The organism is Variovorax sp. Varisp85 (genome assembly GCF_047304045.1).
GTDB lineage: Bacteria > Pseudomonadota > Gammaproteobacteria > Burkholderiales > Burkholderiaceae_C > Variovorax.
The window spans coordinates 25,616-49,267 of sequence record NZ_JBGLYN010000034.1; the positions used below are offsets into that span (position 1 = coordinate 25,616).

At 67.5% G+C, this 23,652-nt stretch carries 24 protein-coding genes and 1 pseudogene; 14 read left to right on the forward strand and 11 right to left on the reverse strand.

Features of this window, described 5'->3' with window-relative positions:
- Window positions 1–5 precede the first annotated feature (5 nt).
- Both ACCC97_RS15260 and ACCC97_RS15265 read left to right on the forward strand, forming a co-directional pair.
- Window positions 6–1,730: an acyl-CoA dehydrogenase family protein gene (locus tag ACCC97_RS15260; protein WP_413333619.1), complete on the forward strand. Its 1,725-nt coding sequence runs from the start codon at window positions 6–8 to the stop codon at window positions 1,728–1,730.
- Between the two features lie 59 nt (window positions 1,731–1,789).
- Window positions 1,790–2,281: a MarR family winged helix-turn-helix transcriptional regulator gene (locus ACCC97_RS15265; RefSeq protein WP_007833157.1), complete on the forward strand. Its 492-nt coding sequence runs from the start codon at window positions 1,790–1,792 to the stop codon at window positions 2,279–2,281.
- Between the two features lie 21 nt (window positions 2,282–2,302).
- On the opposite strand, the gene ACCC97_RS15270 is transcribed toward ACCC97_RS15265, so the two are convergent.
- Window positions 2,303–2,956: a TetR/AcrR family transcriptional regulator gene (locus tag ACCC97_RS15270; protein WP_007833156.1), complete on the reverse strand. Its 654-nt coding sequence runs from the start codon at window positions 2,954–2,956 to the stop codon at window positions 2,303–2,305.
- Between the two features lie 132 nt (window positions 2,957–3,088).
- Between ACCC97_RS15270 and ACCC97_RS15275 the strand changes: the two genes are divergently transcribed.
- The 5 genes from ACCC97_RS15275 to ACCC97_RS15295 all read left to right on the forward strand — a co-directional run bounded on the left by ACCC97_RS15275 (window position 3,089) and on the right by ACCC97_RS15295 (window position 6,470).
- Window positions 3,089–3,526 carry a VOC family protein gene (locus ACCC97_RS15275; RefSeq protein ID WP_413333621.1) on the forward strand — a complete coding sequence of 146 codons (438 nt, stop codon included), beginning with the start codon at window positions 3,089–3,091 and terminating at the stop codon, window positions 3,524–3,526.
- Window positions 3,527–3,566: 40 nt separating this feature from the next.
- Window positions 3,567–4,094 carry an SRPBCC family protein gene (locus tag ACCC97_RS15280; protein WP_413333623.1) on the forward strand — a complete coding sequence of 176 codons (528 nt, stop codon included), beginning with the start codon at window positions 3,567–3,569 and terminating at the stop codon, window positions 4,092–4,094.
- Window positions 4,095–4,112: 18 nt separating this feature from the next.
- Window positions 4,113–4,532: a VOC family protein gene (locus tag ACCC97_RS15285; RefSeq protein ID WP_007833153.1), complete on the forward strand. Its 420-nt coding sequence runs from the start codon at window positions 4,113–4,115 to the stop codon at window positions 4,530–4,532.
- A gap of 35 nt (window positions 4,533–4,567) precedes the next feature.
- The gene (locus tag ACCC97_RS15290; RefSeq protein WP_413333625.1) at window positions 4,568–6,037 is read left to right on the forward strand and encodes a DHA2 family efflux MFS transporter permease subunit; all 1,470 of its coding nucleotides are present in this window, start codon (window positions 4,568–4,570) and stop codon (window positions 6,035–6,037) included.
- A 73-nt stretch (window positions 6,038–6,110) separates the two neighbouring features.
- Entirely contained in the window at window positions 6,111–6,470 is a 360-nt protein-coding gene (locus tag ACCC97_RS15295) for a DUF1428 domain-containing protein (RefSeq protein ID WP_413333627.1), read from the forward strand.
- Between the two features lie 99 nt (window positions 6,471–6,569).
- Here the strand turns inward: ACCC97_RS15295 and ACCC97_RS15300 are convergent, their stop codons facing one another.
- Window positions 6,570–7,328: a sulfite exporter TauE/SafE family protein gene (locus tag ACCC97_RS15300; RefSeq protein WP_413333629.1), complete on the reverse strand. Its 759-nt coding sequence runs from the start codon at window positions 7,326–7,328 to the stop codon at window positions 6,570–6,572.
- 74 nt (window positions 7,329–7,402) lie between these two features.
- The gene (locus ACCC97_RS15305; protein WP_007833148.1) at window positions 7,403–8,242 is read right to left on the reverse strand and encodes an intradiol ring-cleavage dioxygenase; all 840 of its coding nucleotides are present in this window, start codon (window positions 8,240–8,242) and stop codon (window positions 7,403–7,405) included.
- A gap of 171 nt (window positions 8,243–8,413) precedes the next feature.
- On the opposite strand from ACCC97_RS15305, the gene ACCC97_RS15310 reads away from it, so the two are divergent.
- Window positions 8,414–9,343, forward strand: a complete 930-nt coding sequence (locus tag ACCC97_RS15310; RefSeq protein WP_007833147.1) for a LysR family transcriptional regulator — start codon at window positions 8,414–8,416, stop codon at window positions 9,341–9,343.
- A gap of 115 nt (window positions 9,344–9,458) precedes the next feature.
- Window positions 9,459–9,926: a DoxX family protein gene (locus tag ACCC97_RS15315; protein WP_413333631.1), complete on the forward strand. Its 468-nt coding sequence runs from the start codon at window positions 9,459–9,461 to the stop codon at window positions 9,924–9,926.
- Window positions 9,927–10,044: 118 nt separating this feature from the next.
- On the opposite strand, the gene ACCC97_RS15320 is transcribed toward ACCC97_RS15315, so the two are convergent.
- Window positions 10,045–10,791, reverse strand: coding sequence for a Crp/Fnr family transcriptional regulator (locus ACCC97_RS15320; protein ID WP_413333633.1), 747 nt, complete (start codon window positions 10,789–10,791; stop codon window positions 10,045–10,047).
- 29 nt (window positions 10,792–10,820) lie between these two features.
- On the opposite strand from ACCC97_RS15320, the gene ACCC97_RS15325 reads away from it, so the two are divergent.
- Window positions 10,821–12,479 (forward strand): adenylate/guanylate cyclase domain-containing protein, encoded by a 1,659-nt coding sequence (locus ACCC97_RS15325; RefSeq protein WP_413333635.1) that lies wholly within the window; start codon window positions 10,821–10,823, stop codon window positions 12,477–12,479.
- Between the two features lie 111 nt (window positions 12,480–12,590).
- Complete coding sequence (locus ACCC97_RS15330; RefSeq protein ID WP_413333637.1) at window positions 12,591–12,947, forward strand: alpha/beta hydrolase; 357 nt, start codon at window positions 12,591–12,593, stop codon at window positions 12,945–12,947.
- A gap of 27 nt (window positions 12,948–12,974) precedes the next feature.
- Here ACCC97_RS15330 and ACCC97_RS15335 read toward each other — a convergent pair whose 3' ends face one another.
- The 7 genes from ACCC97_RS15335 to ACCC97_RS15365 all read right to left on the reverse strand — a co-directional run bounded on the left by ACCC97_RS15335 (window position 12,975) and on the right by ACCC97_RS15365 (window position 20,460).
- A complete protein-coding gene (locus ACCC97_RS15335; RefSeq protein ID WP_413333638.1) occupies window positions 12,975–14,036 on the reverse strand; it encodes a maleylacetate reductase in 1,062 nt (353 codons plus the stop codon).
- 136 nt (window positions 14,037–14,172) lie between these two features.
- Window positions 14,173–15,210: an RNA 3'-terminal phosphate cyclase gene (gene rtcA, locus ACCC97_RS15340; RefSeq protein WP_413333640.1), complete on the reverse strand. Its 1,038-nt coding sequence runs from the start codon at window positions 15,208–15,210 to the stop codon at window positions 14,173–14,175.
- Entirely contained in the window at window positions 15,203–16,051 is an 849-nt protein-coding gene (locus tag ACCC97_RS15345) for a nucleotidyltransferase domain-containing protein (protein WP_413333642.1), read from the reverse strand. Before ACCC97_RS15345 ends, rtcA begins: the two co-directional genes overlap by 8 nt.
- 26 nt (window positions 16,052–16,077) lie before the next feature.
- Complete coding sequence (locus ACCC97_RS15350; protein WP_413333643.1) at window positions 16,078–17,037, reverse strand: ribonuclease Z; 960 nt, start codon at window positions 17,035–17,037, stop codon at window positions 16,078–16,080.
- A gap of 5 nt (window positions 17,038–17,042) precedes the next feature.
- The gene (locus ACCC97_RS15355; RefSeq protein WP_413333645.1) at window positions 17,043–17,687 is read right to left on the reverse strand and encodes a zinc-ribbon domain containing protein; all 645 of its coding nucleotides are present in this window, start codon (window positions 17,685–17,687) and stop codon (window positions 17,043–17,045) included.
- Window positions 17,688–17,784: 97 nt separating this feature from the next.
- Window positions 17,785–19,008 carry an RtcB family protein gene (locus tag ACCC97_RS15360; protein ID WP_007836187.1) on the reverse strand — a complete coding sequence of 408 codons (1,224 nt, stop codon included), beginning with the start codon at window positions 19,006–19,008 and terminating at the stop codon, window positions 17,785–17,787.
- Between the two features lie 300 nt (window positions 19,009–19,308).
- Entirely contained in the window at window positions 19,309–20,460 is a 1,152-nt protein-coding gene (locus ACCC97_RS15365; RefSeq protein ID WP_413333647.1) for a slipin family protein, read from the reverse strand.
- A gap of 704 nt (window positions 20,461–21,164) precedes the next feature.
- On the opposite strand from ACCC97_RS15365, the gene rtcR reads away from it, so the two are divergent.
- The 3 genes and pseudogenes from rtcR to ACCC97_RS15380 all read left to right on the forward strand — a co-directional run bounded on the left by rtcR (window position 21,165) and on the right by ACCC97_RS15380 (window position 23,646).
- Window positions 21,165–22,772, forward strand: a complete 1,608-nt coding sequence (gene rtcR / locus ACCC97_RS15370; protein ID WP_413333648.1) for an RNA repair transcriptional activator RtcR — start codon at window positions 21,165–21,167, stop codon at window positions 22,770–22,772.
- Between the two features lie 16 nt (window positions 22,773–22,788).
- Window positions 22,789–23,253, forward strand: a pseudogene (locus ACCC97_RS15375) (2'-5' RNA ligase family protein); the annotation flags it as partial.
- 63 nt (window positions 23,254–23,316) lie between these two features.
- Window positions 23,317–23,646: a low molecular weight protein tyrosine phosphatase family protein gene (locus ACCC97_RS15380; RefSeq protein ID WP_042673875.1), complete on the forward strand. Its 330-nt coding sequence runs from the start codon at window positions 23,317–23,319 to the stop codon at window positions 23,644–23,646.
- Window positions 23,647–23,652: the final 6 nt, after the last annotated feature.

The window sequence follows — 23,652 nt, forward strand, 5'->3', positions numbered from 1 at the left end:
CCCCGATGGACTATCAACCCCGCCCCGAAGACGTTCGTTTTCTGCTCAATGCCGTGCTCGATGTGCCCGCGCGCCTGGCCGCGCTCGCGCCCTTTGCAGAAGTCGACGAGGCGCTGCAGTCGCAGGTGCTCGAAGAAGCGGGCCGCTTCGTCGGCGAAGTGGTGGCGCCCATCAACCGTGGCGGCGACGAAATCGGATGCCGCTTCGCCGACGGCGAGGTCGTTTCGCCTCCAGGCTTTCGCGAGGCGTACCAGGCCTTCGTCGATGGCGGCTGGCCTGCGTTGTCGGCCGCGCCAGAAGACGGCGGCCAGGGCCTGCCCGCGGTGCTCGAAGCCGTGCTCTACGAATGGCTGGCCGCCGCCAACCACGGCCTGACGATGGCGCCCGGCCTGTTGCACGGCGCGTATGCCTGCCTCAAGCACCATGGCAGCGACGAACTGAAGCAACGCTACCTGCCGAAGATCGCCACCGGCGAATGGCTCGCCACGATGTGCCTCACCGAGGCGCATGCGGGCAGCGACCTGGGCCAGGTGCGCACGCGCGCCGTGCCGCAGGCCGATGGCAGCCTGCGGGTGAACGGCGGCAAGATCTTCATTTCCGGCGGCGAACACGACCTGACGCCGAACATCGTGCACCTCGTGCTGTGCCGCTTGCCCGATGCGCCTGCCGGCCCCAAGGGACTGTCGCTGGTGCTCGTGCCCAAGCTGCTGCCAGACGGCTCCCGCAATGCGGTGCTCTGCGAGCGCATCGAGGAAAAGATGGGCCTGCACGGCAGCCCCACCTGCACGATGCGCTTCGACGATGCCGTCGGCTGGCTGGTCGGCGAGCCCGGCCGCGGTTTGGCCGCGATGTTCGTGATGATGAATTCCGCGCGCCTGCACGTGGCGCTGCAGGGCATCGGCCTGCTCGACGCCGCATGGCAGAAGGCCGACACCTACGCCGCCGAACGCCGCCAGATGCGCGCGCCCGGCCCCGTGCCTGCCAGCCGCGGCGGCGAGCCCGCCGACCTGATCGCCGAGCACCCCGCGGTGCGCCGCATCCTCGACACGCAGCGCGCCTGGATCGACGGCGCGCGCACCCTCGCCTACCGCAGCGCGCTGATGCTCGACGTGGCCACGCACGACGCCGATCCCAAGGCCCGCGAACAAGCGCAGCGCTGGTGCGCGTTCGTCACGCCGGTGCTCAAGGCCGCATGCACCCAGCAAGCCTTCCACGGCGCGAGCGAATGCCTGCAGGTGTTCGGCGGCCACGGCTACGTTCGCGAATGGGGCATCGAGCAGATCGTGCGCGATGCGCGCGTGACCATGATCTACGAGGGCACCAACGAGATCCAGGCCATCGATCTGTTGGTGCGCAAGGTGCTGCCCGACGGCGGCGCCGCCATGTCGGCCGTGCTGCTCGAGCTGCGCGACATGCTCGATGCCTCGCGTGAAGCCGATGCCGACGCGCAGCGCCGGCTGGCGCAGCTGCGCTACCTGGGCACCACGGTGGCGATTGCGGCGCAAGCCGACACCGTGCTGCCGTACGAAATAGCCGACGACTACTTGCGCGTGACGATGCTCGCGATGATGGCGTGGGCCTGGGCCCGCATCGAGGCCGCCGCCCCGCAAGACGCCGCACGGGCGCGCACGGCCGGCGCCTTCCGCCGCTGGGTGCTGCCCGAGTTCGAGATGCGGCTGGGCATCGTCAAGCGGGCCTGCGAGGCCGCGGCGCACACCCAAGCGGCGTAAACGCAAGGTGTCGCACGGTAGGCACCCCGTACGCACGCAGACGGTTACGCTCTAGTCCCATGGCTTCCTCCTCGAAATCCGTCTCCGCGAAAGGCGAGCAGGCCGCGGCGCCGCAGGGCAGGCCTGAGCGGCTCGATGCCCGCATGCTCGAAACGCTGGTCGGCTACAACGCCCGCCGGGCATGGCTGATCGTCAGCGCCTTCTTCGCGGAGCGCATGGCGCCCTACGGCCTCAAGCAGATCGATTTCTCGGTGCTCTCGCTGCTGGCGCACAACCCGGGCGCCACGTCGCGGCAGCTGTGCAACACGCTGGACATCCTGCCGCCGAACCTCGTGAGCCTGGTGGCCACGCTGGACAGCCGGGGCCTCATCGAACGCCGTCCCCACCCGCACGACGGCCGCGCCGTCGGCCTGCACCTCACGGCCGCCGGCGAAACGCTGATCCGCGAGGCCGAACAGACCGTGGTGCAACTGGAAGCCGACGCCAGCGCCAGGCTCACCTCCCGCGAGCGCGAGACGCTGATCAGGCTGCTGCAGAAGATCTATCTCTAGGCTTCCAAGGCCTCCGAGGCTTCAGAGACCTCGCCCGACCATATCGATCACTTGCTGTCCGAGCGCATGGGCCGCCTCGGCATCCATGCCGCGCAGCGGCCCGTCGATGATGAGCAGCGCCAGCCCATGCACCGCGCTCCATGCGAGGTATTCGGCATTCGGGCGCCGCGCCGGGTCGAGCACGCCCGCGTCCGCCAGCCGGTCGATGGCCTTGCCCAGCAGCTGGAACGGGTCCAGCCCGCTCGCGCCGGCTTTCCCGGCGCCGAGTTCACCGCTGCCTTCATCGGAAAACACGAATGCCGTGCGGAACAAACCGGGCTCGGCCTGCGCGAAGCGCAGATAGGCCGTGCCGATGGCGCGCAGCTGTGCGCGCGCGAAATCGGCCGGAGGCTGATCGCAAGGCAGCACTGCCAGTTCTTTCTCCATCGCGATCGCAGCCGCGGCCAGCGCGGCCGCGCGCACCGCCAGCAAAAGCTCCTGCCGGCTGCCGAAGTGCCGGTACGCCGCGTTCGGCACGACCCCCGCACGCCGCGTGGCTTCGCGCAGCACCACCGCACCCGGGCCGCCGTCGCGCGCCAGTTCGATGCCTGCGTCGAGCAGCGCCCGCCGCAGGTCGCCGTGCCGGTAGGTGCTGCGGGCGGGAGGCAGGCTCTCGGGGACGTTGTTGAGCTTCATTTCATTTCCATGTGGACACTGTCCATTATCCCTGCTATTCTTTGTGGACGGTGTACACAAGGTAATCCGATTGTTTGCGGCCCATGACACCGGGGGCTTCCCGAATCACCTCTCCAATTCAAAGGAACCGCCATGAAAGTCCAGTCTTACCTCTCGTTCGAAGGCCGATGCGACGAAGCGCTCGGCTTCTACAAGAAGGCGCTCGGCGCCGAGGTCGTACAGCTCATGCGCTACAGCGAAGCGCCTGCCGGAGCCCCTTCGGGCAACGCGGACGCCAGTTGCGGCGGCGCGATGCCCGACGCCAGCAAGGTGATGCACGCGGTGTTCCGCATCGGCGACACCGAGCTGATGGCCTCGGACGGCCGCTGCTCCGGCCAGGCGAAGTTCGAGGGCATCATGCTCGCGCTCACCGCCAAGACCGACACCGAAGTCGTCAAGTGGTTCAACGCGCTGTCCGAGGGCGGGCAGGTCACGCAGCCGCTGATCCCGACCTTCTTCACCTCGAACTTCGGCATGCTGACCGACCGCTTCGGCGTGGGCTGGCTGCTGGTGGTCGCGCACGCGGGCTGATCGCACTCGCTCGCACAGCCGATCTCCCGAAAGCCCCGCCATGCTCAAGAAAATCGCCCTCGTCGTCGTGCTCGCGATCGCCGCGCTGCTGATCTTCGCGGCCACCCGGCCCGACACCTTCCGCGTCGAGCGCACCGCGCGCATCGAGGCACCGGCCGAGAAGATCTTTCCGCTGATCGACGACTTCCACCGCTGGAACGCATGGTCGCCCTACGAGAAGCTCGACCCCGCCATGAAGCGCAGCTTCGGCGGCAGTGCGAACGGCAAGGGCGCGACCTATGCCTGGGAGGGCAACGACAAGGCCGGCGCGGGCCGCATGGAGATCGTGGGGTCGGCGCCTTCGTCGAAGGTCGCGATCAAGCTCGACTTCATCAAGCCCTTCGAGGGCCACAACACCGCTGAATTCACGCTGCAGCCCCAGGGCAATGCAACGCAGGTCACCTGGGCCATGTACGGCCCGAGCCCCTATGTCGCCAAGCTCATGGGCATCTTCTTCAACATGGACCAGATGATCGGCAAGGACTTCGAGACGGGCCTCGCCAACCTGAAGACCGCCACCGAAAAGTAATTCCCGAAAGGAAAAATCATGCCCCACATCCACGCCTACCTCACCTTCGACGGCAACGCAGCCGAGGCCATGCGCTTCTACGAGAAGACGCTGGGCGGCACCATGCAGATGATGATGACCGTCGGCGAAGCGCCCGACACGGAGCAGTTCCCGCCCGAGGCGAAGAAGCGCATCATGCATGCCTCGCTCGCCTACGGCCAGGGCATCCTCATGGCCTCCGACTCCATGCCCGGCCAGCCGTACGAAGGCATGAAGGGCTTCGGCGTCGCGCTGACCATCGAGACCGTGGCCGAGGCCCGCCGCGTGTTCGACGCCTTCGCCGAAGGCGGCCACGTCGGAATGCCCTTCGAGAAGACCTTCTGGGTCGAAGGCTTCGGCATGGTGACCGACCGCTTCGGCACTCCGTGGCTCATCAACGGCGGCAAGCCGCTGGTCTGAGCCGTCCCCTTCCTACTTCAAGAAACCCGCTTCCCATGACCAACCAACTCGACAGCCGCAAGCGCTGGCTCGCATTGATGGTGCTGTGCCTCGGCGTCCTGATGATCGTGCTCGACACCACCATCGTGAACGTGGCACTGCCCTCGATCCGCACCGACCTCGGCTTCACCGAGACCTCGCTGGTCTGGGTGGTGAATGCCTACATGCTGACCTTCGGCGGCTTCCTGCTGCTGGGCGGCCGGCTCGGCGACCTGTACGGCCACCGCCGCGTGTTCCTCGCGGGCCTGGTGCTGTTCACGCTGGCATCGCTGGCCTGCGGGGTCTCGACCTCGCAGGGCCTGCTGGTGGCGTCGCGCGCGGTGCAGGGCCTGGGCGGCGCGGTGGTCTCGGCGGTGTCGCTCTCGCTGATCATGAATCTCTTCACCGAGCCGGCCGACCGCGCCAAGGCAATGGGCGTGTACGGCTTCGTCTGCGCGGGCGGCGGCAGCATCGGCGTGCTGCTGGGCGGGCTGCTCACAAGCACGCTGAGCTGGCACTGGATCTTCTTGGTCAACCTGCCGATCGGCGTGGCCGTGTACGCGCTGTGCGTGGCGCTGCTGCCCAGCGCGCGCGGCCATGCGCACGGCGAGAAGCTCGACGTGGCCGGCGCCGTCACCGTCACGCTGTCGCTGATGCTCGCCGTGTACGGCGTGGTCAACGGCAACGAGGCGGGCTGGGGTTCCACGCAGACGCTCGGCCTGCTCGGCGCGGCCGTGGTGCTGCTCGCGATCTTCATCGCCATCGAGTCGCGCGTGCAGCATCCGCTGATGCCGCTGGGCCTGTTCAAGCTGCGCAGCGTGTCGGTGGCCAACGTGGTCGGCGTGCTGTGGGCCGCGGCCATGTTCGCGTGGTTCTTCATCTCGGCGCTCTACATGCAGCTGGTGCTGAACTACACGCCGATGCAGATCGGGCTGGCCTTCCTGCCGGCCAACGTGATCATGGCGGTGTTCTCGCTCGGCCTCTCCGCGAAGATCGTGATGCGCTTCGGCATCCGCAAACCGCTGGCGGCCGGGCTCTGGCTCGCGGCCGTCGGGCTGGCGCTGTTCGCGCGCGCGCCGGTCAACGGCAGCTTCGTGGTCGACGTGCTGCCCGGCATGATGCTGCTGGGCCTCGGCGCGGGCATGGCCTTCAACCCGGTGCTGCTGGCGGCCATGAGCGAGGTGAGCCCGGCCGATTCGGGCCTGGCCTCGGGCGTGGTCAACACCTCGTTCATGATGGGCGGCGCGCTGGGCCTGGCCGTGCTGGCCAGCGCCGCGGCCGCGCGCTCCGCATCGATGGAAGCCGCCGGTGCGCAGATGCCGCTGGCACTCACCGGGGGCTACAACCTTGCGTTTCTCGTCGGTGCCGTGTTCGCGGCGGCGGCGGGTTTGATCGGGGCCCTGCTGCTTCGCACCGCCATGCCGGGGCAGGCGCAGAACAACGAAGAAGCAGCACCCCGTGGCACCGCGGGCGGCACGGCGTCGTGAACATCCGCATGCCATGCCGCAACCGCCGGTTTTCTTTCTCCAACGCTTCCACTCTTTGTTCAGGAGAACACTCATGGCTCGTTATGTAGACGGCTTCATCGTCGCCGTTCCCACCGCGAACGTAGAGGCCTACCGCAAGCTCGCGCGCAAGGCCGGCAAGGTCTGGATGGAATACGGCGCGCTCGAATACGTGGAATGCATCGCCGACGACGTGAAGCCCGGCAAGCTGACCTCGTTTCCGCAGAGCGTGAAACAGAAGCCCGATGAGACGGTGGCCTTCTCGTGGATCACCTACAAATCGCGCAAGCACCGCGACACGGTGAACGCGAAGGTGATGACCGACCCGCGCATCACGGCGATGGACCCGAAGACGATGCCCTTCGACGCGAAGCGGATGATCTTCGGCGGCTTCAAGTCCATAGTCGAGTTTTGACCCCTTTCGGGAACACCGCGGAACCGGCTTTGCCGGGCCGCAGGTGTTGCCCCCTGCAAGGGGGTGGCGCAGCGACACGAAGTGCGCGAAGCCTGGGGGTTAGCCAATGAACCCGTCATAGACGAGCTTCAGGCCCGTCAGCAGCATCCCCAGGTACACGAAGCGATAGAACCACGTCGCATCGATGCGCCGCGCAATGCGGATGCCGACCCACACGCCCAAGGGAGCGATCGGCATCAGCACCAGCGACGTGGCCAGCGTGCGGAAGTCGAGCAGGCCGAGCCACGCATAGGGAATCCACTTGCTGAGATTCACCACGAAGAAGAAATAGGCCATGGTGGCCGTGAAGATCACCGGAGAGAGCCGCAGCGGGATGACGTAAGCGTTGATAGGCGGCCCGCCCGCATGCGCGATGAAGCTGGTGAAGCCCGACACCGTGGTCAGCACCGCACCCACGCCGCGCGAAGGCAGCGGGTCGTCGGGCTTCGGCGGAAACAGCAGCCGCTGCGCCAGGAACAGCAGCGTGAACACGCCCACGATGCCCGCCACCGTGTGCGCCGGCAGCGCGCGAAACAACAGCGTGCCGATCACCGTGCCCAGCAGCCCGAACGGAATCAGGAACTTGAGCAGCGAGCGGTCGAAGTCGCGCCTGAATGCGGCAATGCCCAGCACGTCCATCAGCAGCAACAGCGGCATCAGGATGGCCGCCGCCTGCGGCACCGTGACGGCCAGCGCCATCATCGGCACCGCGAGCGAGCCGAAGCCCGCGCCGAAGCCGCTCTTGCTGATGCCGAGCAGCAGCACGGCGGGAATGGCGACCGCGTAGAAATACGGGTCGGTGATCAGGGGAAAGGCCATGGGAAGGGAAAGCGCAGAAAAAAGCCTGCCGGGTGGCAGGCTTCGCGAGCGTAGCAGGACGGGGCGCAGCCTGGTCAGGCGGGCTGCTTCAGCGGGTTGAGAACGAAATCGAAATCGAGCCGCCAGCGGCCGTTGGCCTGCTTCGTCCATGGCGCCACCAGCGACTGGCGCACCGCGAACACCGCGTCGGAGTCGAGCCACTCGTCGCCGTCGCGGAACACATGGGTGATGAGCCGCTCGTAGCCCGGCGCCTCGATCTTGAAATGCAGGTGCGCGGGCCGCCACGGGTGGCGCCTGGTGGCACGCAGCAGGTCGCCCACGGGGCCGTCGACCGGGATCGGATACGCCACCGCCACCACGCTGCGGAAATGCAGCGAGCCATCGGGCCCGGTGCGCAGCGTGCCGCGGTTCTCGGCGTGGTCGAGTCCGGGGTGCTGCACGTCGTAGTGGCCGCCCGCGTCGGCCTGCCACACGTCGACCACGGCGTTGGGCACCGGCTCGCCATCGAGGCCGCGCACCGTGGCGAACACATCGCAGGGTTCGCCCTCGGCGCCGTTGGCCACGTCGTCGCCGTGCTCGTACTCTGGCGCGCCGTCGAAGTAGAAGGGGCCGAACACGGTGGCCTCGGTGCAGCCCGCCGGCTTGTCGTTGTTCATCGCGATGGTGAGCATCGACAGGCCCAGCACATCCGACAGCAGGATGAACTCCTGCCGCTTGTCGTCGCACTTCTGGCCGGTGGCGGTCAGGTACTGGATGCCCTGGAACCATTCTTCCTCGGTGAGCTTCACCTCGCGCGCGAAGGCGTGCAGGTGCTGCACAAGGCTGGTCATGATCTCGTGCAGGCGCGGGTCGGGCGTGTCGGCGAAGCGCGCGAGCACGGCCTGGGTGATGTTGTCCTGGTCGAGGTTGCGCATCGTGGTTGTCTCCATGGGGTCTGGTCGTCGGATACGACGCACTGTAGGCCGCGCACCGCTGCGCTGAAAGCACCTGGGCGCAAATGATTTTTCCGGCCAGCGGAACGGTCGCGCCCGCCCTGCGCCAAAATCGCCCGGCCCGACCAAAGACAAGCCCCGGAAACAACGCCCATGGACCGCTGGACCGAAATCGCCCTGCTCGTGCAGATCGCCGATGCCGGCAGCCTGAGCCGCGCGGCCGAGACGCTGGGCCTGTCGAACGCCGCCGCGAGCCGCCACCTGGGCGCCCTCGAAGCCCGGCTCGGCGCGCGGCTGGTCGAGCGCAATACCCGCCGCCTGTACCTGACCGACACCGGCCGCGAGTTCTGCGCCCGCGCCCGCACCATCCTGGCCGACCTGTCGGATGCCGAATCGACGGTGAACGCCACCGCGCTCAACCCGACGGGCACGCTGCGCGTCACGGCCTCGCTCTCGTTCTCGGTCCACCACATCGCGCCGCTGCTGCGCGAGTACACCCAGCGCTACCCCGGCGTGAGGGTGCACGTGGAAGCCGCCAACCGCTACTTCGACCTGATCGACAACAACATCGACGTGGCGATCCGCACGCGCGAGTACGAACCCGACTCCAACGTGACGATTCGCCGGCTCGGCGAGACGCGGCGCATCCTCGCGGCCTCGCCGCGCTACTTCGCGCAGCATGGCTTTCCGAAGACGCTGGACGAGCTGAAGCAGCACAAGCTGCTGATCTACACCCATGCCAACAACCCGAACGAGCTGCGCTTCAGCCGGGACGGGGAAACGCACACGGTGCCGGTCACGGGGCTGCTCGAATCGAACGACGGCCAGGTGCTGCGCGCCGCTGCGCTCGACGGCATGGGCATCCTCGTGCAGCCGACCTACATCGTGTACGAAGACATCGTGGCCGGCCGGCTGGTACCTACGCTGGAAGACTGGGACCTGCCGCACCTGACGATCAACCTCGCGTATCCCAGCCGCAAGCACCTGTCGGCGAAGGTGCGCAGCTTCATCGACTTCATGGCCGCGCACTTCGCAAAGATGGAGTACGAGCGGAAATGGACCGGGCACTTCGGCATGCGCTGACGGGCCTTTCCGCCAAAACATGTGCGTAAACGCACATCCGGGTTTTCGGCAGCTCCGCACACTGGAACCGCAACCGTCGCATTCCGCGGCGGTCCTCCATTTCCAAGGACCAGCCATGAACACCCAGGCCGCCAACACAGCGCATGCGCCGATCGCATCGCCGCTGTCTGCTCTCTCTCCCTCCACGCTGGACGATTCCGGCAAGCTGCTGATCCGCGTGACGGTCGGCTTCCTGGTGCTGCTGCACGGCATCTTCAAGCTGTCGGCCGGCGTGGGTTTCATCGGCGGCATGCTGGCCAAGGCCGGCCTGCCGGGCGGGCTGGCCTACCTCGTGTACGTGGGCGAGATCGCCGCGCCGCTGCTGATGATTGCCGGCGTCTTCACTCGCGCTGCGGCCGCCGTGGTGGTCATCAACATGCTGGTGGCCTTCGGCCTCGTGCACATGGCCGACCTGTTCGCAATGACCAAGCAGGGCGGCTGGGCACTGGAACTGCAAGGCCTGTACCTGTTCGGCGCGCTGACGGTGGTGCTGCTGGGCGCCGGCAGCTTCTCCGTCGGCGGACGCAACGGCCGCTGGAACTGAGCAAACCCGCGAATCATTCGTGGAATACCGCGGAACCGGCTTTGCCGGGCCGCCGGTATTGCCCCCGGAAGGGGGTTGGCGCTGCGGCACAAAGTGCGCGAAGCCCTGGGGGAGAGCACTAATCGCCCCTGACCTGCGAGACCATGGCTTCGAGGCGGGCCACGTCGGCCACCACCAGCAGCGCCTTGTCGTCCTTGCGCAGCACGCCGCTGCGCACCAGCACGTTGAGCTCGCGCGTCACCTGCTCGCGGTTGGTACTGATCTGGCTCGCCAGCGCCGCGTGCCTGGGCGCCGGGTCGAGCCGAGCCTGGTTGTCCTCGACACCGGCTGCGCGGGCCAGGCGCAGCAGTTCGGCATGCAGCCGGTTCTGCACGCCGAGGGTGCTCAGGTCGATGACGCGCTCCGACAGCTGGCGCACCAATGACGCCAGCCTCAGCATCACCCGCTCGGCCACCAGCGGTTCATCGCGCAGCAGGGCCATGAAGGCGGCGCGGTCGAGGCTGGCGACCACGCTGGGCTCCAGCGTGACCACGTCGGCGGAGCGCGGGCCGCCGTCGATGGCGGCGATATCGCCGAAGTGCTCGCCGGCTTCGGAATCGCGGAAGGTGACCTGCCGGCCGTTGGCCGAATAGGTCGTCACCCGCACCCGGCCCGACACCAGCAGGAACACCTCGCCCTGCTGCTCGGCGCGCAGCAGCAAGGGCTTGCCGGCCTCCACGCTGTGCCACAGGCATTGCTGGGCCAGCAGGTCCAGGCGCCGATCGGAAAGGCCTCCGAGCAGTGCGATCTGGCGCAGTGCAAGGCTGGAGCGGGGAGAGGAAGGTTCAGGTTTGGCCATGCCGGGGGTCGGTGGGGGCGCGCGCATTATGCTCGGGTGCCGCTTCGAACCCGTTCATGGACAGACGTTCCCTCCGCACCCCTTCGGGCCCCATTTTTCCGCTGAGACCGCCGACACGGCGCAATCTCCGCTGGGCGAGCGGGCTGGTGCTGATGGCCTACGTCACGGCGCACCTGCTGAACCATTCGCTGGGCATCTATTCCTTTGCCGCGGCCGAGACCGTGCTGCGTGGCGTGCAGAAGTTCTGGCACAGCCTGCCGGGCACGGTACTGCTGTATGGCGCGGCCGCCGTGCACCTGGCGCTGGCCGTGGTCGCCCTGTGGGAGCGCCGCACGCTGCGCATGCCGCCGCTCGAAGGCCTGCGCGTGCTGCTCGGCTTCGCGCTGCCGCTGCTGCTGGCCACGCACCTCACGGCCATGCGCGGCGCCTACCTGGCCTATGGCATCGAAGGCTCGTACGTGCGTGTGGTCTGGGGGTTGTGGGACTGGCAAGGCGCGGCCGCACAGCTCGTGATGATGCTCGCGGCCTGGGTCCACGGCTGCCTGGGCCTGCACTTCGCGCTGCGGGTGAAACCGGCCTGGCGGCGCTTCTCCCATCTGCTGCTGGCCGTTGCGGTGGCGCTGCCGCTGACGGCGGCGATGGGCTTCGTGTCGATGGGGCGCGAGTTCCAGTGGACCGGCGTGCCGCCGGTCACGCTGCCGACGCCCGCGCAGGGCAGGGCGCTCAATGCGGCCGAAGGCGGCATCAAGTGGTTCTACGGCCTGGCGTTGGTCGCGCTGCTCGCGGCGCGCTGGGGACGCAACGGCTTGGCACGCTGGTCGCGGCAGCCGTCCGTGGCGCTGCGCTATCCCGGTCGCACGGTGCAGGTGCCGCGCGGCTGGAGCGTGCTGGAGGCAAGCCGCTCACACGGCATCGCACACGTCTCGATCTGCGGCGGACGTGCGCGCTGCTCGACCTGCCGCGTGCGCGTGGCCGGCCAGGCCGAGCACATCGGCGAGCCCGGCCGCGACGAGCAGCGCACGCTCGAACGCGTGCGCGCACCGGCCGACGTGCGCCTGGCCTGCCAGCTGCGCCCACGCGGCGACATCGAGGTCACGCCGCTGTTCGCGCCGCTGCCCAACGAAGGCCGGCCCGCGCCGGTCGGCAGCTTCGGGCGCGAGCGCGACGTGGCGATCCTGTTCGTCGACCTGCGGCGCTGGTCGGGCCTGTCGGAGCGGCAGTGGCCCTTCGACCTGGCCTACGTGCTCGACCGCTACTTCGCCACCGTGGGTGCAGCCGTGCGCGAGAGCGGCGGCGTGCCCAACCAGTTCATCGGCGACAGCGTGATGGCGATCTTCGGGCTCGAGTGCGACCTTCCCACCGCCTGCAGGCAGGCGCTGCGCGCCACCGAACTGATCGGCCAGCGCATGGACGCATGGAGCGAAGGCTTCGAGGCGCAATTCGGCCAACGTCTGGAGTTCGGCATGGGGCTGCATGCAGGCCGGGCCGCGGTGGGTGAAGTGGGCTACCTGGAGACCACGACCTTCACCGCCATCGGCGAAGTGGTCAACACCGCGAGCCGGCTGCAGGACCACTCGAAGACCGCGGCATCGCGCCTCGTCGTGTCGCTGTTCGCGGCCGAGCAAGCCGGCGCAGCGGATGCGATGGGCGCAGTCGAAACGCTCACCGTGCGCGGCCGCTCCGAACCGCTCGAAGTGCTCCGCGCACCTGCTTGATCGCCGAAAGCGGTGCGCAAACGCACAGCGCGAACCACGATGCGGTTTCACACTGCATCTCGTGGCAACGACGAATGTCCGCCGCCCACACAGACATCCAAAGGGACTCTCATGAACACCAGGCAATTCATCGCCGCTTCCGCCGCCGCTCTCGCCCTGCTGGGCGCTGCCGGCGCACATGCCGAAAGCTACGAAGGCGTGCAGGCCATCATCCCGTTCGCCAGCCGTGCCGACGTGAAGGCCGAAGCCATTGCCGCCGCGCACGAGGGCAACCGCTACTCGGACAGCGCCGCCGAAGGCACCGTGGCCGTCAACTCCACGCTCGACCGCAGCGCCGTGCGCGACCAGGCCGTGGCCGCCGCGCACAACCCGCTGCAAAGCCTCGATCGCCGCGCCTTCTACCGCGACGAAGTGCCCTCGGCCTACAAGAAGCCGACGGTTTCGTTCACGCGCCAGGCCGGCCTGTAAACAGCAGCGCGGCCCTGCTCCGCCGGCTCAGGGCCGCGCACCTTCCCAGGCGTCCTGCAGCAAGGAGCGGATCGCAGCGCGCTCCAGCGGGCGCGGATTGGGATACTGGTTCTTGAGCGCGTGCTCGCAGGCCAGGTCGAGGTCCGATTCCTTCATGCCGATGTCGCGCAGCGCGACCGGCGCGCCGTTGTCGCGCGCGAGGTCGTACACGGCCTGCGCGGCGCTGCTCCCCCCCAGTGCCTTCGCGATGCGCGCCATGGCCTGCGGCGCCGCCTCGGCGTTGTAGGCAAGTGCGTGCGGCAGCACGATGGTGTGGGTCTCGGCGTGCGGCAGGTTGAAGCTGCCCCCCAGCGTGTGGCACAGCTTGTGGTGCAGCGCCATGCCGACGTTGCCGAGCACCGTGCCGCAGAGCCATGCGCCGTAAAGCGCATCGCTGCGGGCGCCCGGATCGTGTGGCGTGGCGCGGATGGCGGGCAACGCGCGGCCCAGTGCGGCAATGCCTTCCTGCGCCATCAGGTGCATGATCGGATTCGAATCGACCGCGTAGAGCCCTTCTGCCGCATGCGCGATGGCGTTGATGCCGCTGGTCACGCTGATGCCCACGGGCAGGCTCGAAGACAGCTCGGGATCGTAGATCACCGTGCGCGGCAGCACCCTGAAGTCCTTGCCCGTCTTCTTCATGCCGGCTTCCGTGATGCCGTAGATCGGCGTCATCTCGGAGCCCGCGTAGGTGGTTGGGATGGCGAGGATCGGCAGGCCCGAATCGAGCGCAATGGCCTTGCCCAGCCCGGTGGTCGAACCACCGCCGATGGCCACGGCGCAATCCGCGCCCAGCCGGGCCGCCACCTCGCGCGCCTCGCGCGCGGTCTCGATGGGCACGTGCATCACGGCGCGATCGAACACACCGGCCGCATGGCTGCCGAGCATATCGGCCACGCGCTCGGCCTGCGGGCGCTGCTCGGGCGTGGACAGCACGAGCGCCCGGCGCGCACCGAGCGCATCGATCTCGCGCGCCAGGTGCTGCAGCGAACCGGCGCCGAACACCACGCGCTGCGGGACGCTGTTGTAGACGAACGAGGGGATGGTCATGGCTTTGCTGTCTCTCGAATGTTCATGAGGCAACCGGTGCCGGCTGCCCATCGCGCGAGTATCCCGCCGGGCCGCTCCCCATTCAACAACAGGAGTGGAAAGGACTTTTCCGCTTACCCGATCGAGAAGCTCCTCCTCAGGCCGGCGAGACCCGCACCGTGCAGATCTGGCGGCTTTCGTCGATCGCGAAGCGCACCGGCAGGAAGCGCTCGATCACCGCGCAGTTGGTGCGCGTGTGCTCCGTCACCTCGCTGCAGGTGAAGGCGCAGGCCTTCTTGCCCTGCCAAGCGGCGAGCGCCAGCAGCAGCGCCAGCTGATCCGCGAGATGCGGGCCGACCGCGGCCTCGCTCTTCTGGAATTCGCGCAGCTCCTTCACCAAGCCATGCGCCACCTGCTCGGCGCTCAGCGACTTCTCCCCGAAGGCCGTGAACACCTCGGTGACGTGCTCGTACGCCAGCGTCGCCAGCAACGCGTTGCCGGGGCCTTCGTTCTGGCGCGCAGTGCCGAAACGCAGCTGTTCGCCGGACCAGCCCATCGCGCCGCCCAGCGTGTCGAGCTCGCGCGTCGGCACATGGCGCGGCAGCCCGGGCGCCAGGCATTCGGCATGGCTCGACCGATGTTCGCCGCGCGCCATCAGGTCGAAGGGCTGCAGCGCGCCGGCCGCAGGAACGATCGTCGCCTCTGCCTCGCCACCACCGGCCGGATAGAAGCCGCAGCGGCGCAGCGTCAGCTGCAGGTCGGCGCCCAGCCGGCGCACCAATGGCGCGAAGGCGCGCTCCAGGAAATGGAACGGCGGTGCCATCGGGTTGTGCGTGCCACCGCTCAGGTGCACGCGGCTGGCCGCACCGGCGAGCAGCAGCGGCGGCAGCACGGTCTGCAGCACCAGCATGCAGCTGCCCGCGCTGGCGATCGAAAAGCGGTACTCGCCCGCGCGCACCGGGCCGGGCGCGAAGCGCAGCGACTGCGAGCCGAGCTGCGCGCCCTCCACCTTCGCGCCGCTGATTTCAGCGGCCGCGTTCACGCACGCGAGGTGCTGGCGCATCAGGCCCGGCTTGGCGCGGCCGGCACGGATCTTCTCGATGGACAGCGGCTGGCCCGTGGCCGCCGACAGCGCGAGGCTGGTGCGCAGGATCTGGCCGCCGCCCTCGCCCAGCGAGCCGTCGAGGTCAACCATGCGCAGCCCCCTGTTCTTGTTTGTCGAAGCGCAGCACCGTCTCGTGCAGGAACGCGTCGAGGCCGGCCTCTTCGGCCTGCGGCAGCGGCGTGACCGGCTCGGCCGCGTTGGCCGCCAGCTCCGACTCGATGAACGCATGGATGCCGGGCCAGCGCGGGCTGGTCGCGGCCTCTGCGGCGCGCATCTTCACCTCGAGCAGCGCGTTGATCTCGTCGATCAGCGTGGCGTCGCGTGCCGCATCGAGCGTGCGCTGCGCCAGGTCGGCGAAGCGCATCGGCGGCACGCCGGGCTGCGAGCGGATCCAGCGCGCGGCCAGCAGCGGGCGCAGCACGTAGAGATACTTCTTGTAGCGCACCTCGCCGGCCTGCAGATGCTCGCGGAAATTCTTCTTCGCCATAGAGCTGTAGTGGTGCCAGCCGCGCGCGTTGGAGAACACCGCCTCCGACAGCGCGCGGAAACGCGGCATCGCCACCATGTCGTCGCGGTACACGATGGGCGAGCGCAGCCACTCGAGCAGCGTCGGGTTCGACTCGCGCATGAGGCCCAGCGCCTTGCGCAGATCCCAGCCATTGATGTCGAGGTCGCCGCTGATCGGCACCTCGATCACGTCGCGGCGCGGCTGCACCGTGAGGTACCACGGCAGCCGGTTGACGTAGATGAAGCGCACGTCGTAGTCGCTGTCGGGTGAAGCAAAGCCCCAGCCGCGGCTGCCGGATTCGCAGGCGAACAGCACGCTCACGTCGTTCTTCGCTTCGATGTCGCGCAGGGCGTCCATGATCTGCGCGCGCATGGCGGGCTCGATGGGGTGGGCGGAGCGCAGGAATTCCTTTTCAGTGTTCATGACTTTCTTCTTTTCTTCTTCTCTCATCAGGCTCGGGTGACGGCCACGTTGCCGGCACTGTCGAGTTCGTAAACGTCCAGGTCGTTGGCCAGGAACGCATGCCCGCGGTAGTGCGCCTGCGCCTCCGTCATCAATGCGGCCATGCCCTCTTCGTTCTGGTGGCGTGCGCTGAAATGCGTGAGGACCAGGTTCGGCACCTCCACGGCTTGCGCGAACTCGGCCAGCATGCGCGCGGAACTGTGCATCGGCCCGGGGCCGACCTTGTCGAGCGCATCCTGCGTGAAGGTGGCCTCGTGCACCAGCAGCTGCGCACCCTGACAGGCGTCGCGCAGCAGCGCGGGCTCTGCGTTGTCGCCGCCCAGCACGGCGACGGCCGTGTCGACCTGCGTTTCCGTGTAGTCGGCACTGCGCAGCACATCGCCGTTGAAGGGCACGTCCTCGCCGGTCTGCAGCGCGCGCCATGCGGGGCCGGGCGGAAGGCCGGCGGCCCGCAGCGCATCGGCCTTCAGCCGCACGCGCCGCGTCTCGACCTGCACGCGATAGGCGTGGCTCGGTACGCGATGCCGCAGCAGGTGGCGCTCGATGCGCACGCCAGGCGCTTCGTACACCAGCGCCTGGTTCTCCAGGTCGACGTGCTCCACCTCGTAGGGCAGGTGCAGGTCGGTCAGTTGGCGCGTGGCTTCGAACCACTCCCACACCGGCAGCGGCGCGATCAGCTTCAGCGGCTTCGTGCGCTTGTTCATGCCCGCGCTCGCGAGCAACCCCGGCAGGCCATAGCAGTGGTCGCCGTGCACATGCGTGATGCAGACGGCGGCCAGGTCGTTCAGCGACAGCGGCGTTTGCAGCACGCGATGCTGCGTGCCTTCGCCGCAGTCGACCAGGAACCAGTCGGCGCCGAGCACCGTCTGCACCGCGAGGCCCGAGACGTTGCGGTGGCGCGTGGGGGTGCCGGAGGAGGTTCCCAGGAAAGTCAGCTTCATCATCATCTCAATCACTCCCTGCGCATCAATGCGCTCTTCGCGGCGTCCGCGGCGACCCGTGCCCAACTGAAGTACCGGCGCCCGCCTTCCGGACGGGCCGCCATGAATGCGTTGAGCCTTTCGAGATTCTCCGCGCCTCCCCAGCGGCCCATCGTCTGGATCGCCACGACGCGCAGGCTCCACCATTTGCTTTCAAGCGCGGCATCGACTTCGGCCACGGCTCGCGCATTCGGTTTCACCGCGCCCAACGCGCGAAGACGATGCGTCTGCTCGCGCAGGAGGTTTGCACCCGGTGCCGCATTCAACAGGCGCTCGCGTCGCGCGCGGCGGCATGCCAGGCATCGCACGGCGCGGCTGTCGATATGTCCGTGCACCACTTCGTACCACCACTTCTGCTGCTTCGCCGTCCACAGTTCTTCGGCCCCGCAATCGCGGCAGGTGAAGGGACGCGCAACATAGAAGTCCGGCAGCAATCCGTAGGTGTTGTTGTACTTCCGCAGGACGAGCCGATCCACCGGCTCGCAGCCGATCGCAAATGCGAAGGCCGGCCGCGGCAGGCGGACATCCGGCAAGCGCAGACGTGCAGCCGACGCAGCCGCGCGTTCGAAGCGACGCGCCTTGATTTCGGCGCGGCGTTGCTTGTTGCTTTTCTTCATCTTTCAAACCTTCGCAATACGTACGGTGTTGCGAAAGCGGGCCCAGACCCTTCCTCCTACAACACCGCCCCCACGAGGCCGCCGATCGGCCTCGTTCTCACCCCTTCACGCATACGACCTGCTTGAGCGTGTAGACCACCTCCACCAGGTCCTTCTGCGCCTCCATCACCGCGTCGATGTCCTTGTAGGCCATCGGGATCTCGTCGATCACGTCGGCGTCCTTTCGGCATTCCACGCCTTCGGTCGCGGCGATCTGGTCGGCGATGGTGAAGAGCTTCTTCGCTTTGGTACGGCTCATCTTCCGACCGGCGCCGTGGCTGCAGCTCATGAAGCTCTCGGGGTTGCCCTTTCCGCGCACGATGAAGCTCTTCGCGCCCATGCTGCCGGGGATGATCCCCAGCTCGCCGGCTTTCGCGCTCACCGCGCCCTTGCGGGTCACGAGCACGTCTTCGCCGAAGTGCGTCTCGCGGCTCACGTAGTTGTGGTGGCAGTTCACCGCTTCCACGTGTGCCTCGAAGGGCTTGGTGATGACCCTGCGCACGGCCGCGACCACGCGCTGCATCATCACTTCGCGGTTCGCTCGCGCGAACTTCTGGGCCCAGCCCACCGCACGCACGTAGTCGCCGAAGTACCTGGCGCCTTCCTCGAAGTACGCCAGATCCTGGTCGGGCAGGTTGCGCTGGTGCAGCTCGGCATCCTTCTTCGCGAGTTCGATGAAGTGCGTGCCGATGGCATTGCCCACGCCGCGCGAACCCGAGTGCAGCATGAACCACACGGACCCAGCCTCGTCCAGGCATACCTCGATGAAGTGGTTGCCCGTACCCAGCGTTCCCAGGTGCTTGTGGTTGTTGGTGTTCTTCAGGCGCGGGTAGTCCTCGCAGATCGCGTCGAACTCGTCCACCAGCCCGGCCCAGGCCGCGTCGGTTTCGTTGGGAGGCGTCTCCCACGAGCCCTTGTCGCGGCCCATGCGCTTGGGGTTCGAGCCGTGCGGCACGGCCTTCTCGATCGCCGAACGCAGCGGGCCCAGGTTATCGGGCAGGTCGTTGGCGTGCAGCGTGGTCTTGCACGCCATCATTCCGCAGCCGATGTCCACGCCCACCGCGGCCGGGATGATGGCCTTGAAGGTCGGGATCACCGAGCCCACGGTCGCGCCGATGCCGTAGTGCACGTCGGGCATGGCCGCGATGTGCTTGAACACGATGGGCAGGCGGGCCGCGTTCTCGAGCTGCTTGCGCGCCTCGTCTTCCACGGGCACGCCGCGGGTCCACATCTTCACGGGCACGCCATTCTCGACTTCGTGCAGGTTGTAGTTCTTTTCCATTTCCAACTCTCTTTCTCTCTCTGTACTTTCTCACCAATGGTGGACACGGCGGGATTCGAACCCGCATCAATACGGCGACCGTGGTGTTTGAATCCAGCGGCCCAGTCGACGATTGGAAACGCGCGCCAGTGACAGACCCGTCATCGGAGCCAGCACCTGCATCCTCAACCTTGCTCGTCGACCGACTTTCCCGCCGCATCCGGTGCTACCCGGACTGCCGGCAATATCAACATTTTTGGCAGTGGCGCTCCCTTCTGTGCCTGCGTGCCCATATCTCCTTCTTTCTCCCGGCGCTATAGCTCAGGAACCGTTCGGCCGAAGCGTCACCAGTCCATTGAGCACCTGGTCCAGACCGCCGACCACCGAGATCTTGTCGATCCGCTCGGCCACGCGTTCCAGCGTTTCGAGTTCCTTCATCCGCAAGGCGACGGGGTTGCCCTCCATCACCTTGGCGGTGTTCAACAGCGAGCGCGTGGCCGCGGTTTCCTCGCGGCGGCGGATCACGTTGGCCTGGGCCGATTTCTCGGCTTCCACCACCTGGGCGAGGATGGTCTTCATCTCGCCCGGCAGGATGATGTCCTTCACACCCACGCTCTCCAGCGCAATGCCCGAACCCTCCAGCCGCTCGCGCACCTGCGCCAGCACCGTCTGGTCGATGGCTGCCTTGTTCTCCAGCAGCGCGTCGAGCGTTTGCTCGCCGACCGCGGCGCGCAGGCCGAACTGCAGCTCGCGGTACACGTGCTCGGCCGGCTTCGGCATCTGCGCCATGGCTCGCCGCACATCGGTGAAGCGCCACACCGCCGACAGGTTCAGCCGCAGCCCCACCTTGTCGCGGGTCAGGATTTCCTGGCCGCTCACTTCGGCGATCTGCGAACGCAGGTCCACGCAGGTCACCGACACCTGGCGGTTGAAGCGCCAGAAGCCGTGGTTCCCCGGCGGCAGCAGCGCCTGCATCTGCCCTTCGAGCATCAGCACGCCGGCATGGAACTCGGGCACCTGCACCAGCAGCACGCCGTCAAGCCCCTGCACCGCACGCGGACGCAGGGCCACGCTCTGCAGCTTCGCCAGCAGGTCGGCCGGCAGGCGCGCATCGGCGGACACATCGATCACGTCGATGCGCTGCTCACGCAGCCCGCGCCAGTACAGCTTGCGGGTCGAAGGCGGCAGGATCTGCACCAGCACCCCGTCTTCATGACGCAGGCCGACCTGGGTTTCAGCCAGCGACACCTGCACGAACTCGCGTTCGACCAACTCAGGCTCGCGTGCCAGGAAGTAGTCGGCCAGCTCGTGCTCGAACACCGGCTCGGCGAGCGAGAAGCGTTGCAGCTGGATGGTGTCGAAGCCCGCGAACACGCGGTGCTTTCCCGGGCCGAGCAGTTGCTCGAAATCGCCGTTGCGCAGCAGCAGCGCGCGTTCGTTCTTCTTGATGGTGTATTGGTTGAAGCCCAGCATTCTTTTTCTCCTTGTCGTCCGGTTCGGCTATTCGTTTCGTTCGTTCAGACGGTCATTCGATCCAGGCCCTCGAAAGGGCAGGCGGCGGACACTGCGGCGGCCAAGGCCTGTCGTGCAGCGGTCGCGCGGTCCGGCGGGTGCCTCCCTCGTTGCACTTGCAACGCCCTCACCTTTCCGGCCGTCGATGGCTGCACGCAATTCCTTGCCACGCACGCGGTGCGCAAGCCGCCTGCGCTTGGCACTGTGTCGCGCGCCGCAAGGTTTCAGGGCCTTGCGCCATCGCTCCGGTGTGCCGGGGCGGGGGGCTTTCGCCCCATCAGATGGCGATGCAAGCACCGCCAGGGTTTTTCGCGGGAATCGAACCCACAACGCCGTGTGGTCAGCACGGTGCTCAACCATGAGCAGAACTGAAACAAGTTCAGTTGCCAGCCAGTTCAACAGCGGCATACCGCGAGCCCAAGACAGGATCTGGCCTGCGGCACCGGACCGCATTCACGCGGCACCTGCGAGCGGATGAACTGCATCCGACGGGTTGTCTATTGCAGGCGGTGTGCCAGGCCGCGCAAGACGAAGAAGAAACACGCGGTGGTAGCTCGCAAGCTGTTGATATAACTAGCGAAATTCTTTTTTCGACCTGCAGGTGCATGCCGTGCTCGACCTGCTAGCATTCATCTTCTTTTATAAATTTAGCTAGCCTTTTATCCATGAAGCCAATAGTTGTCATCGGCTTCCTAGGCACCCAGCTCGACGCCGGCCAGGGCGCGGGCCGCTGGAACAAGTGGCGCCCTACGGTCTCGCTCGCGCAGCACGAGGACATGGTCGTCTCGCGCCTGGAGTTGCTCTACACGCTGCGGCACAAGGCGCTGGCCGAGGTGGTGAAGGCCGACATCGCCGCGGTGTCGCCCGAGACCACCGTCAACCTCGTGCCAATCGATCTCGCGGACCCGTGGGATTTCGGCGAGGTCTACACGCGCCTGTACGACTGGGCGCGCGGCTATCCCTTCGATACCGAGCGCGAGCAGTACTGGACGCACATCACCACCGGCACGCACGTGGCGCAGATCTGCATGTTCCTGCTGTCCGAATCGCGCGTGGTGCCCGGCGTGCTGGCGCAGACCTCGCCGCCCAAAAAGCAGCGCGAAGGCGAGGCCGGCAAGTGCACGCTGATCGACCTCGACCTGTCGCGCTACGACGTGATCGCGCGGCGCTTCGATGCGGAGCAGCGCGATGCGGTTGCGTTCCTGAAGAGCGGGATCGCCACGCGCAATGCGCGCTTCAATGCGCTGATCGACGAGATCGAGCGCGTGGCCGTGCGCTCGCGCGCGCCGATCCTGCTGGTGGGGCCCACCGGTGCGGGCAAGTCGTTCCTGGCGCGGCGCATGTTCGAACTGAAGCAGGCGCGGCACCAGATGACGGGGCCGTTCGTGGAGGTGAACTGCGCGACGCTGCGCGGCGACGGTGCGGCCTCGACACTGTTCGGCCACAGGAAGGGCTCATTCACCGGCGCCGCGGCCGACCGCGCGGGCCTGCTGCGCACTGCGCACCAGGGCGCCCTCTTCCTCGACGAGATCGGCGAGCTCGGGCCTGATGAGCAGGCAATGCTGCTGAAGGCGATCGAGGAGAAGCGCTTCTTCCCCGTGGGGGCCGACAAGGAGGTGGAAAGCGACTTCCAGCTGATCGCCGGCACCAACCGCGACCTGCGCAGCGACGTGGCCGAGGGGCGCTTCCGCGAAGACCTGTTCGCGCGCATCAACCTCTGGACCTATGACCTGCCGGGCCTCGCGCAGCGGCCCGAGGACATCGAGCCCAACGTCGACCACCTGCTGGCGATTCACGCGGCGGAGAACCATCGCGTGGTGCGCTTCAACGCCGAGGCGCGCGCGGTCTACCTGCGCTTTGCGCAGAGCGGCGAGGCGATCTGGAGCGGCAATTTCCGCGATCTCTCCGCGAGCGTGACGCGGCTGGCGACGCTGGCCGATGGCGGACGCATTCCGGTGGCGCTGGTCGAGGCGGAGATTGCTCGGCTGCGGTGGCTGTGGAAGCATGCCGGTGCCGCTGCACCGGTCGAGGGCAACGACGTCGACCTGGATGTGCTGCTCGGCGAGGAACGCGCGGGGGCGCTCGACCTGTTCGATCGGTTGCAGCTCGAAGCGGTGGTGCGCGTGTGCCGACAGTCGCGCAGCCTGTCGGATGCGGGCCGCCAGCTGTTCCAGGCCTCACGCGCGCAGCGCAGCGTGGTGAACGACGCAGACAGGCTGCGCAAGTACCTCGCCAAGCATGGGCTCGAGTGGGGCCGGATCGCCGACGCCTGAGCTATCCTCCGCCGCGATGGCCATCTCTGCATTCGCCGTGAAAGTCCCCGCCGCCGAGCCTCTCGTCGGGGACCTGCGCCGCCGCTACGACGCGACCGTCGCATTGGGCGTACCGGCGCACGTCACGGTGCTCGTTCCTTTCATGGACCCTGCGCTGATCACACCCGAAGTGCTGGAGCACGCGCGGCAGGCTCTGAATCGGACGCCTTCGTTTGACTTCTCCCTGGGCAAGGTCGGGCGCTTTCCCGAAACCGCGTACCTCGCACCGGAACCGGCTGCGCCCTTCATCGAAATGACACTGGCGCTCGCGGATGCATTTCCCGATTTCCCGCCGTATGGCGGCGAGCACGAAGGTGTCATTCCGCATCTGTCGGTGGCGCACGGCAACGCGCTCGATGCGGACGCGGCGGCTGCCGAATTGGAGGCACGCCTTTTCGCATCGGGCGCCGTGCATGCGAATTGCACCGAAGTCACGCTGATCGAAAACTCGTCGGGACGCTGGCAGGACATGCACGTCTTTCGACTGCCAAAAGAACCGGCACCCATGCGCAACGTCCTCTTCATCTGCAGCCGCAACCAGTGGCGCAGCCCGACCGCAGAACGCATCTGGCGCAAGCACCCGCTGATCTCCACGCGCTCCGCCGGCACCAGTCCGAATGCGCGGCATGCAGTTTCCGTCGACGACATCGAATGGGCCGACGTCATCCTTGTGATGGAAGAAAAACACAAGTCGCGGCTGGTGGCCGAGTTCACGCGGATGCTCGAAGGCAAGCCGATCCACGTGCTCGACATTCCCGACGACTACAAGTACATGGACCCGGAGCTGGTCGAGGAGCTCGAACGCTCGGTAGGGTCCATCCTTGAAATCGACTAGCGCCCC

Excerpts from the sequence above, each read along its gene's own strand:
- ACCC97_RS15260 (WP_413333619.1), top strand. The coding sequence starts at position 6 with ATGGACTATCAACCCCGCCCCGAAGACGTTCGTTTTCTGCTCAATGCC.
- ACCC97_RS15265 (WP_007833157.1), top strand. The coding sequence starts at position 1,790 with ATGGCTTCCTCCTCGAAATCCGTCTCCGCGAAAGGCGAGCAGGCCGCG.
- ACCC97_RS15270 (WP_007833156.1), bottom strand. The coding sequence starts at position 2,956 with ATGAAGCTCAACAACGTCCCCGAGAGCCTGCCTCCCGCCCGCAGCACC.
- ACCC97_RS15275 (WP_413333621.1), top strand. The coding sequence starts at position 3,089 with ATGAAAGTCCAGTCTTACCTCTCGTTCGAAGGCCGATGCGACGAAGCG.
- ACCC97_RS15280 (WP_413333623.1), top strand. The coding sequence starts at position 3,567 with ATGCTCAAGAAAATCGCCCTCGTCGTCGTGCTCGCGATCGCCGCGCTG.
- ACCC97_RS15285 (WP_007833153.1), top strand. The coding sequence starts at position 4,113 with ATGCCCCACATCCACGCCTACCTCACCTTCGACGGCAACGCAGCCGAG.
- ACCC97_RS15290 (WP_413333625.1), top strand. The coding sequence starts at position 4,568 with ATGACCAACCAACTCGACAGCCGCAAGCGCTGGCTCGCATTGATGGTG.
- ACCC97_RS15295 (WP_413333627.1), top strand. The coding sequence starts at position 6,111 with ATGGCTCGTTATGTAGACGGCTTCATCGTCGCCGTTCCCACCGCGAAC.
- ACCC97_RS15300 (WP_413333629.1), bottom strand. The coding sequence starts at position 7,328 with ATGGCCTTTCCCCTGATCACCGACCCGTATTTCTACGCGGTCGCCATT.
- ACCC97_RS15305 (WP_007833148.1), bottom strand. The coding sequence starts at position 8,242 with ATGCGCAACCTCGACCAGGACAACATCACCCAGGCCGTGCTCGCGCGC.
- ACCC97_RS15310 (WP_007833147.1), top strand. The coding sequence starts at position 8,414 with ATGGACCGCTGGACCGAAATCGCCCTGCTCGTGCAGATCGCCGATGCC.
- ACCC97_RS15315 (WP_413333631.1), top strand. The coding sequence starts at position 9,459 with ATGAACACCCAGGCCGCCAACACAGCGCATGCGCCGATCGCATCGCCG.
- ACCC97_RS15320 (WP_413333633.1), bottom strand. The coding sequence starts at position 10,791 with ATGCGCGCGCCCCCACCGACCCCCGGCATGGCCAAACCTGAACCTTCC.
- ACCC97_RS15325 (WP_413333635.1), top strand. The coding sequence starts at position 10,821 with ATGGACAGACGTTCCCTCCGCACCCCTTCGGGCCCCATTTTTCCGCTG.
- ACCC97_RS15330 (WP_413333637.1), top strand. The coding sequence starts at position 12,591 with ATGAACACCAGGCAATTCATCGCCGCTTCCGCCGCCGCTCTCGCCCTG.
- ACCC97_RS15335 (WP_413333638.1), bottom strand. The coding sequence starts at position 14,036 with ATGACCATCCCCTCGTTCGTCTACAACAGCGTCCCGCAGCGCGTGGTG.
- rtcA (WP_413333640.1), bottom strand. The coding sequence starts at position 15,210 with ATGGTTGACCTCGACGGCTCGCTGGGCGAGGGCGGCGGCCAGATCCTG.
- ACCC97_RS15345 (WP_413333642.1), bottom strand. The coding sequence starts at position 16,051 with ATGAACACTGAAAAGGAATTCCTGCGCTCCGCCCACCCCATCGAGCCC.
- ACCC97_RS15350 (WP_413333643.1), bottom strand. The coding sequence starts at position 17,037 with ATGATGATGAAGCTGACTTTCCTGGGAACCTCCTCCGGCACCCCCACG.
- ACCC97_RS15355 (WP_413333645.1), bottom strand. The coding sequence starts at position 17,687 with ATGAAGAAAAGCAACAAGCAACGCCGCGCCGAAATCAAGGCGCGTCGC.
- ACCC97_RS15360 (WP_007836187.1), bottom strand. The coding sequence starts at position 19,008 with ATGGAAAAGAACTACAACCTGCACGAAGTCGAGAATGGCGTGCCCGTG.
- ACCC97_RS15365 (WP_413333647.1), bottom strand. The coding sequence starts at position 20,460 with ATGCTGGGCTTCAACCAATACACCATCAAGAAGAACGAACGCGCGCTG.
- rtcR (WP_413333648.1), top strand. The coding sequence starts at position 21,165 with ATGAAGCCAATAGTTGTCATCGGCTTCCTAGGCACCCAGCTCGACGCC.
- ACCC97_RS15380 (WP_042673875.1), top strand. The coding sequence starts at position 23,317 with ATGCGCAACGTCCTCTTCATCTGCAGCCGCAACCAGTGGCGCAGCCCG.